The sequence below is a fragment of the Streptomyces radicis genome (assembly GCF_003626575.1).
GTDB classification, from domain to species: domain Bacteria; phylum Actinomycetota; class Actinomycetes; order Streptomycetales; family Streptomycetaceae; genus Streptomyces; species Streptomyces radicis.
Genome location: NZ_RBDY01000022.1, coordinates 1 through 10,345 on the forward strand (window position 1 = coordinate 1; position 10,345 = coordinate 10,345).

General features: G+C 73.4%; 1 protein-coding gene. It reads right to left on the bottom strand.

Annotated elements, in window-relative coordinates; genetic code table 11:
* Positions 1-10,333, bottom strand: a 10,333-nt coding sequence (locus D7318_RS23275; protein ID WP_120699141.1) for a type I polyketide synthase, incomplete at its 3' end; no start/stop codon positions are given.
* Between the last annotated feature and the right edge of the window lie 12 nt (positions 10,334-10,345).

Below are 10,345 nucleotides of genomic sequence, written 5' to 3' on the forward strand. Positions count from 1 at the left end.
GCGCATAATCGTGATACATCACCCCCGCGAACACACCCGTACGACTCCCCCGCAACCCCGAAGGATCAATCCCCGCACGCTCGAACGCCTCCCACGACGCCTCGAGCAACAACCGCTGCTGCGGGTCCGTTCCGATGGCCTCCCTCGGTGACATCCCGAAGAAGTCGGGGTCGAACTCCCCCGCGTCATGCAGGAATCCGCCCTCGCGCGTATAGCTGGTGCCCGGGTGGTCCGGGTCAGGGTGATACAGCCGCTCGACATCCCAACCACGATCGGCAGGGAAGCCGGTGATCGCGTCGGTCTCCTCGGCGACGAGCCGCCACAGCTCCTCGGGCGACGCCACGCCCCCCGGGAAACGACACGCCATCCCCACGATCGCGATCGGCTCGTCGTCCACGACGGCGACCGGGGCGCTCGCCAACTCCTCGGCGGCGCCGAAGAGTTGCTCAAGCAGCTGGTCGACCAGCGCAAGGGCGGTCGGGTAGTCGAAGACAAGGGTGGAGGGCAGGCGCAGGCCGGTCGCCGCGTTGAGGCGGTTCCGCAGCTCCAACGCGCTCAACGAGTCAAAACCCAGGTCGGTGAAAGCCCGTTCGGGATCCACATCCGCCGGACCCGCGTGCCCCAGGACCGCCGCGACCTCCGTGCGGACGATGTCGAGCAGGGCGCGGTGGCGGTCGGCCGCCGACAGCGTCTCCAGCCGTCCGAGGACCCCGCTCGCGGCGGCCGACGCGCGAACGCTGCGCCGCACGGGTCCGCGCACCAGGCCGCGCAGCACCGGCGCCACCTCGGCCCCGCGCAGCGCGGCCAGATCGAGACGCATCGGCACGAGGACGGCGTTGTCGATGCCGAGGGCGGTGTCGAACAGCCGCAGGCCCTCGTCATCGGGCAACGCCTCACCGGTGTTCCGGCCCGTCATACCCGTGGCCCACTGCCCCCACGCCAACGACTGGGCAGGCAAGCCGAGTTCACGACGGTGGCGGGCGAGCGCGTCGAGGAACGCGTTGGCCGCCGCGTAGTTGCCCTGACCCGCGTTGCCGAAGACGCCCGCGGCCGAGGAGAAGAGGATGAAGTGGCGCAGGGGCCGTTCGGCGGTCAGCTCGTGCAGGTTCCAGGCGCCGTCCACCTTCGGGCGCAGCACGGCGCTGACCCGCTCCGGCGTCAACGACGCCACCACACCGTCGTCCAGCACACCCGCCGTGTGGATGACGCCGGTGAGACCACGGAACCTCGCGAGGACGTCGGCCAGCGCGGCGCGGTCCGCGACATCGCAGACCACCAGGGAGACATCGGCGCCCGCGTCGGCCAGCTCGGTGCGCAGCCGGACGGCCACCGGGTCGGCGCCGCCGCGCCTGCTGGCGAGAACGAGGTGCCGGACGCCATGCGTGAAGAAGAGGTGCCGGGCGACGAGGCCGCCCAACGCGCCATTGGCGCCGGTGATCAGGATGCGGTCGTCGGGGCGGAAGGGCTCGGTCGGCTCGCCGCCGATCGGAACGCGGGTCAGGCGGGGAACGGACAACTCCCCGTCTCGCACCACGACATGACCCTCACCCGCCGCCAACGCACCCGCGACGAGCTCCGCCGACACCTCATCAGGCGAACCCTCGACCAACAGAAAACGCCCCGGCTCCTCCGACCACGCCGAACGCACCAGACCCGCCACCGCGGCACCCACCAGATCCCCAGGCCGCACCACCACAGCCAAAGGACCCGAACGCTCCCCCCGCAACAACCCCACCACACGCACCACCTCCGCATGCGTGGACTCGATCGGGTGGCCGGGCTCGATGTGTGTGATCTCGGCGGTGGCGGCCTCGGACGTCGCCGGGACGTCCAGGGTCAGGGGGGTCAAGTCGAGGGCGAACAGCGACTCGTGGTGTCCGCGCGGCGCGATCTCGGCCGTGAGTCGGCGCAGAACGACGGAGCCGACGGTGGCGACCGGAAGGCCCTCGGTGTCGGCCAGGGTCAGGGCCACCGCGTCGGGTCCTGCCGGGGCGATGCGCACCCGGAGGGCGGCGGCACCGGAGGCCGCGAGCGAGACGCCCGACCAGGCGAACGGCAGACGCCCGGTGTCGGAGAAGTAGTCGCCGAGGCCGATGGCGTGCAGGGCGGAGTCGAGGAGCACCGGATGCAACCCGAAGCCCGCCGCCTCATCGACGGCGACCTCGGCGAACACCTCATCCCCACGACGCCACGCCGCCCGCAACCCCCGAAACGCCGGACCATACTCCAAACCCTCGTAGAACCCACCCAGCTCAACCGCCACCGCACCCGAAGGAGGCCACTCGACCAACCCCTCACCCGCCACCCCACCGGACGACGACGCCAGCACGCCACTCGCATGCCGCGTCCACACCTCGTCGTCCTCGGGGCGGGAGTACAGCCCGAGGGTCCGGCGCCCCGACGCGTCGGGCGTGTCGACGACGACCTGGACGGCGACGCCGCCGCGCTCCGGGAGGACGAGCGGCGCCTCGAGGGTCAGCTCATCGACCAGGTCACAGCCCACCTGGTCACCCGCGCGGACGGCGAGCTCCACCATGGCGGCGCCCGGCAGGAGAGCGGTTCCCGAGATCATGTGATCGGCCAGCCAGGGGTGTGTCTCGACGGAGACGCGGCCGGTGAACAGCACCGCTTCGCCGCTGGCCAGGCTGGTGGCCGCGCTCAGCAGCGGGTGGTCGGTGGCCCCCATGCCGATGGCGGTCACACTGCCCGTCCACCCCGAAGCGCGGGGCCAGAACCGCTGGTGCTGAAAGGCATAGGTCGGCAGGTCGACGCGTTGGGCACCCGTTCCGGCGAAGAACGCCGACCAGTCAACGGGGGCACCGTGGACGAACGCGTGCGCCACCGCGTTGAGCAGCGTCCGGACGTCGGAGCGCCCGGAGCGGAGCAGGGGCACGCCGTCGGCCATGGCGGACAGCACGCCATCGGGGCCGACCTCGAGCCACGTGGTGACACCCTCGGCGCGCAGCCACTCGGTGGCGTCGTGGAAACGGACGGCGTCGCGGACGTGCCGCACCCAGTACTCGGCGTCGACGGTCCCCGGCTGGCCCGCGATGGGCAGTTGGGCCGGGTGGAAGGTCAACGACTCGGCCACCGACCGGAATTCATCCAGCATCGGGTCCATCAGGTGCGAGTGGAACGCGTGGCTGACGCGTAGGCGCTTGTGCTTCCAGCGCCGGGCCAGCTCGACCACGGCCTGCTCGTCGCCCGAAAGGACAACGGAGTCGGGGCCGTTGACCGCCGCGATGTCCATGCCGTCGGTGAGGAGCGGCAGCACCTCGGACTCGGGCGCCTGGACCGCCACCATCGCGCCGCCCTCGGGCAGCGCCCCCATCAGATGACCACGCGCGGCGACCAGCGTGCACGCGTCGTCAAGGGACAGCACTCCCGCGACATGCGCGGCGGCGATCTCGCCGATCGAGTGACCGGCGAGGAAGTCCGGCTTGACGCCCCACGATTCGATCAGGCGATAGAGAGCGACCTCGACCGCGAACAGCGCGATCTGCGTGTACTCGGTCCGGTTGAGCAGGTCCGCGTCCTCGCCGAACACCACATCCTTGACGGGGAGTTCGAAGCGCTCGCACACCGCGTCGAACGCCTCCGCATACACCGGGAACGCCCCGTACAACTCCCGGCCCATGCCCAGGCGTTGGCTCCCCTGCCCGGAGAACAGGAACGCCAGGCGCCCGCTGGAGCGAACGCCCCTGGTGGCCGTGGAGCGGTCCTCGGCAAGGGCGGTGAGCTCTTCGACCAGCTCGTCGCGGCTGGAGACGGTCACGATCGCGCGGTGTTCGAGGGCGGCGCGGGAAGTCGCGGTGGAGTAGGCCATATCGAGCAGTGGCGCGTCCACATGGGCCAGGCGCGCGGCCTGCTCGCGCAGGGCGGCCGGGGTCGCGCCGGACACGACGAGGGGGATCAGCGGGGGCTCAACCCGTTCGGGCTCCGGCTCCTCGGCGGCGGGGGCCTCTTCGATGATGGTGTGGGCGTTGGTGCCACTGATCCCGAACGAGGAGATACCCGCCCGGCGCGGCCGCGTCGCGTCCCAAGGACGCGCCTGCGCCAGCAACTCCACCGCGCCCGCCGACCAGTCGACATGCGACGACGGAGCATCAGCGTGCAGCGAACGCGGCAACACCCCATGCCGCATCGCCATCACCATCTTGATCACACCCGCCACCCCGGCGGCGGCCTGCGTATGACCGATGTTCGACTTCACCGACCCCAACCACAAAGGACGCCCCACGGAGCGGCCCTGCCCATACGTCGCCAACAACGCCTGAGCCTCGATCGGATCACCCAACGACGTCCCCGTGCCATGCCCCTCCACCACATCCACATCGGACGCCGACAGACCAGCCGACGCCAACGCCTGCCGGATCACCCGCTGCTGAGAAGGACCATTCGGCGCGGTCAGACCATTCGACGCGCCATCCTGGTTCACCGCAGAGCCGCGCACCACCGCCACCACCGGATGACCAAGCCGCCGGGCGTCCGAAAGCCGCTCCACCAGCAGCATCCCCACACCCTCACCCCACCCCACACCATCCGCCGCATCCGAGAACGCCTTGCACCGCCCATCGGCCGACAACCCCCGCTGACGACTGAAACCGACGAACGTCCCCGGCGTCGCCATCACCGTCACCCCACCCGCCAACGCAAGCGAGCAGTCGCCCTGGCGCAGCGCCTGGGCGGCGAGGTGCAGGGCGACAAGCGACGACGAGCACGCCGTGTCGACGGTCACCGCGGGGCCTTCGAGGCCGAAGGTGTAGGAGACGCGCCCTGAGGCGATGCTGCCGGTGCCGCCCGAGCCGACGGAGCCCTCGACGTTGTCGCGGGTGTTCTCCAGCAGCGCGGCGTAGTCGTGGTACATGACGCCCGCGAAGACGCCGGTGCGGCTTCCCCGCAGCGCCGCGGGGTCGATCCCGGCGCGTTCGAACGCCTCCCACGACGCCTCGAGCAGCAGCCGCTGCTGTGGGTCGATCGCCATGGCCTCGCGGGGCGGGATCCCGAAGAACGCCGGGTCGAACTCCCCCGCGTCATGCAGGAATCCGCCCTCGCGCGTATAGCTGGTGCCCGGGTGGTCCGGGTCGGGGTGATACAGCCGCTCGACGTCCCAGCCGCGGTCGGCGGGGAACTCGGAGATGGCGTCGCCGCCCTCGGTGAGGAGCCGCCATAGGTCCTCGGGGGACCTGACGCCGCCGGGGAAGCGGCAGGCCATGCCGACGATGGCGATGGGCTCGTCCGTCGGCGCGGTCGCGGTGGGGGCCGGGAGCGCCGGGTCGTCGCCGCCGGTGAGTTCGTCGCGGAGGTGGCGGGCCAGCGCGGTGGGCGTGGGGTAGTCGAAGACGAGCGTGGCGGGCAGCCGGATTCCGGCGGCGGCGGAGACGCGGTTGCGGAGCTCGACGGCGGTGAGCGAGTCGAAGCCGAGGTCGCCGAAGGCGCGGCCCGCCTCCACGTCGTCGGGCGAGGCGTAGGCCAGCACGGCGGCGACCTGGGCGCGGACGAGGGCGAGGAGCTCCTTGAGCTGGTCAGCCGGGGAGAGCCCGGCGAGTCCTGAGACGCCGACGGCGCCGGTGACATCGGTGACGACGCGGCGGACGCGGGTGCGGACCAGGCCGCGGAAGAGCGGCGAGAGCGGGGCGCCCGAGGCGGCCTCGGCGCGGAGCCTGGCCAGGTCGAGGGCCATGGGGACGAGGACGGCGTCGTCCCTGCCCAGGGCGGTGTCGAGGAGGGCGAGGCCCTCGGTGGGGGTGAGCGCGCCGACGCCGGAGCGGGTGATGCGGCCGAGGTCGCCGCCGTCAAGGGCGTCGGACATCCCGGCCCGATCCCACAGCCCCCACGCCAACGCCTGGGCGGGCAGGCCCAGTTCGCGGCGGTGGCGGGCGAGCGCGTCGAGGAAGGCGTTGGCGGCCGTGTAGTTGGCCTGGCCCGCGTTGCCGAAGACGCCCGCGGCCGAGGAGAAGACGACGAACGCGGACAGGTCGCGGTCGCGGGTCAGCTCGTGGAGGTTCCAGACGGCGTCGGCCTTGGGGCGCAGGACGGCGCTGACGCGCTCCGGCGTCAACGACGCGACCACGCCGTCGTCGAGGACTCCCGCGGTGTGGACGACGGCGTCCACGGGGTGGGCGTTGAGCAGGGTGGCGAGGGCGTCGCGGTCGGCGACGTCGCAGGCGGCGACGGTGACGCGTTCGGCGCCGAGCGCGGTGAGCTCGTCCCCGAGTCCTTCGGCTATGGTGCCGCGTCTGCTGACCAGCAGCAGGTCGGTGACGCCATGGGCGGTGACGAGGTGGCGGGCCACCAGGGCGCCGAGGGAGCCGGAGGCGCCGGTGACCAGGACGGTGCCGGTGAACGACGCGCCGCTCGGGTCGGCCGTTTCGCGGGCGCGGGTCAGGCGCGGGGCGAGGACCTGGCCGTCGCGGAGGGCGACATGGGGCTCGCCCGAGGCCAGGATCGCGGCGAGCAGCTCGGGTGTCGCCTCGTCCTCGGTGCCCTCGATCACCGTGAGGCGGCCCGGCTCCTCGGCCTGGGCGGCGCGCACGAGGCCGGAGACGGCGGCGCCGGTGAGGTCGCCGGGGGTGACGAGGAAGACCAGGCGGGTGGCGTTGAGGCGTTCGGACTGGAGGAGGCGCAGGGCGCGGGCGGTCTCGGCGTGGGCGCCCGCGACGGGCGAGTCGTGCGGGGGGACGGGGATGAGGATGGCGTCGGCGGGGTCCGCCGCGTCCACGGGCTCGGCCGCCGCTCCGGGCGCGAGGGTGTGCCAGGTGCCGGGGGTGCCCGGGGTATCGATGGTGCCGACGCTGAGCCGGACGGGGGCCCAGTCGAGGGCGAACAGGGCGTCGGCGGCGGGAGGTTGCGCGGTGCGGTCCGTCAGGGGGCGCAGGACGAGCGCGTCGACCGAGGCCAGGGGGGCGCCGGTGGCGTCGGCGAGGGTGAGGGCGATGGCGCCGTTCCCCGCCGGGGCGAGGCGGACGCGGGCGGCGGTGGCGCCGGTGGCGGCGAGGGAGACGCCGGACCACGAGAACGGCAGGTGGGCGCCGTCGCCGAGGAACGCGCCGAGTCCGATGGCGTGCAGCGCGGAGTCGAGCAGCGCGGGGTGCAGTCCGAAGCCCGCGGTGGGGAGGTCGATGGCGAGGTCGGCGAACACCTCGTCGCCGCGCCGCCAGGCCGCGCGCAGGCCGCGGAAGGAGGGGCCGTAGCCGAACCCGCCGTCGGCGAGTGCGTCGTAGTGCCCTTCGATGTCGACGGCCTCGGCGCCCGTGGGCGGCCACTCGGCGAGGTGGTCGCCGGTGGGCGCGCCGGTGGCGAGGGTGCCTGAGGCGTGCCGGATCCAGGCGTCGTCGGTGCCCTCGGGGCGGGAGTGCAGCGTCAGCGGGCGTCGCCCGGCCGGGTCGGGCGGGCCGACCGCGACCTGCACCACGACCGCGCCGGACGCGGGCAGCGCCAGGGGCGTTTCGAGGGTGAGCTCGTCGACGAGGTCGCAGCCGACCTGGTCGCCCGCGCGGATGGCCAGCTCCACCATGGCGGCGCCGGGCAGCAGGGCGGTGCCGCCGATGGCGTGGTCGGCGAGCCAGGGGTGGGACAACAGGGAGAGGCGCCCGGTGAGGAGGGAGCCCTCGGCGTCGGCGAGCGCGACGGTGGCGCCGAGCAGCGGGTGGTCGGCGGCGGTCAGGCCAGCGGCGCCGATGTCGCCGACCCAGGTGGCGGGCGGTTCGAGCCAGTAGCGCGTGCGCTGGAACGGGTAGAGCGGCAGGTCGACGCGCTCGGCCGGGCGGGCGGCCGCGCCCAGGAACGCGGGCCAGTCGACGGGCGCGCCCTCGGCGTGGACGCGGGCGAGGGCGGCCACGGGCGAGCGGTCCTCGCGCAGCGCGGCGGTGAACCTGCCCTCGGTGACGCACTCCTGGCCGAGGGCGGACAGCACGCCGCCGGGGCCGAGTTCGAGGTAGGAGGTGACGCCGCGTTCCTCGAGCCAGCGCATGCCGTCGAGGAAGCGGACGGCGTCGCGGGCGTGCCGCACCCAGTGGTCGGCGTCGGCGGTGACGGGCTGTCCCGTGACGTTGGAGATCAGCGGGACGCGCGGGGCGGCGTAGGTCAGGCCCTCGGCGACGCGGCGGAACTCCTCCAGCATGGGGTCCATCAGGTGCGAGTGGAACGCGTGGCTCACCCGCAGCCGCTTGTGCTCCCAGCGCTCCGCCAGGGCCAGCACGGCTTCCTCGTCGCCCGAGAGCACGACGGACGAGGGGCCGTTGACCGTTGCCAGATCAACCCCCTCGCTCAGCAGCGGCAGCACCTCGGACTCGGGCGCCTGGACGGCGACCATCGCGCCGCCCTCGGGCAGCGCGCCCATCAGGCGGCCGCGCGCGGCGACCAGCGTGCACGCGTCGTCGAGCGACAGCACCCCGGCGACATGGGCGGCGGCGATCTCGCCGATCGAGTGGCCCATGACGAAGTGGGGGCGCACGCCCCAGGAGGCGAAGAGGCGGTGGAGCGCGACCTCGACGGCGAAGAGGGCGGGCTGGGCGTACTCGGTGCGTTCGAGCAGCGTGGCGTCGGTGCCGAACACGACGTCGCGGACGGGGAGTTCGAACCGCTGGCACACCTCGTCGAACGCCTCGGCGTAGACGGGGTGGGCGTCGTACAGGTCGCGGCCCATGCCGGGGCGCTGGCTGCCCTGGCCGGTGAAGAGGAACGCCAGCTTGCCGCCGGTGACGGCGGTGTCGAGCGCGTCGAGCCCCGCGGTGAGGTCGGCGAGGGCGCGCCCCGAGAGCACCGCGCGGTGGTCGAGCGCGGCGCGGGTGGTGGCGAGGGCGTGGGCGAGGTCGACGGGGTCGAGGTCGGGGTGGTCGGCGACGAACGAGCGCAGCTGGTCGGCCTTGGCGCGCAGGGCGGCGGCGTCCCGCGCGGACAGCGGCCACACCACCTCGGCGGGGCGGGGGCCCGAAGTGCCCTGGGACTCATCGGCGTTTTCGGCGGGGGCGGGCTCGGGGGCCTGCTCCAGGATGGTGTGCACATTGGTGCCGCTGATCCCGAAGGAGGAGACGGCGGCGAGGCGGGGCCTGCCGGTCACGGGCCAGGGGCGTTCCCGCTGGAGGAGCTTGACGTTCCCCGCGGACCAGTCGATGTGCGGGGAGGGGTCCTCGCTGTGGAGGGTGCGGGGCATGACGCCGTGGCGCATGGCCATGACCATCTTGATGACGCCGCCGACGCCCGCCGCGGCCTGCGTGTGGCCGACGTTGGACTTGAACGAGCCGAGCCACAGCGGCTCGTCGCGGTCCTGGCCGTAGGTGGCGAGCAGCGCCTGGGCCTCGATGGGGTCGCCGAGCGTCGTTCCGGTGCCATGGGCCTCGACGATGTCGATCTGCCCGGTGGTGAGGCGGGCGGACTCGAGGGCCTGGCGGATGACGCGCTGCTGCGAGGGGCCGTTGGGGGCGGTCAGTCCGTTGGACGCGCCGTCCTGGTTGACGGCCGAGCCGCGGACGACGGCGAGGACGCGGTGGCCCTTGGCCTGGGCGTCGGAGAGGCGCTCCACCAGCAGCATGCCCGCGCCCTCGCCCCAGCCGACGCCGTCCGCCTCGGCGGCGAACGACTTGCAGCGGCCGTCGCGGGCCAGGCCGCGCTGCTGGCCGAAGTCGAGGAACGGTCCGGGGGTCGCCATGACGGTGACGCCGCCCGCGAGGGCGAGGTCGCACTCGCGCTTGCGGAGCGCCTGGGCGGCCAGGTGCAGGGCGACGAGCGACGACGAGCAGGCCGTGTCGATCGTGACGGCTGGGCCCTCGAGTCCCATGGTGTAGGCGACGCGGCCCGAGGCGACGCTGTAGGCGTTGCCGTTGCCGAGGTGCTGCCCGACGCCCTCGGGGACGTCGACCAGGCGGGCCAGGTAGTCGTGATACATGACACCCGCGAAGACGCCGGTGCGGCTGCCGCGCGCGGTGGTGGGGTCGATCCCCGCCTGTTCGAACGCCTCCCACGAGACCTCGAGGAGGAGCCGCTGCTGCGGGTCCATGGCGAGCGCCTCGCGCGGGGAGATCCCGAAGAACGCGGGGTCGAAGTCGGCAGCGTCGTAGAGGAATCCGCCCTCGCCCGTGTAGCCCTCGTCGGTGAGCGCCCTGGTGTCCCAGCCGCGGTCGGTCGGGAACGCGGACACGCCGTCGCCCCCGGCCGACACCAGCTCCCAGAGGTCCTCCGGGGTGCGGATGCCGCCGGGGTAGCGGCAGCTCATGCCGACGATCGCGATGGGCTCGTTGTCCCTGGCGTCGGCTTCCTCCAGGCGCCGGCGCGCCTGCCGCAGATCAGCCGTGACCCGCTTGAGGTAGTCGAGCAACTTGCCCTCGTCCGCCACCAACCCACTCCT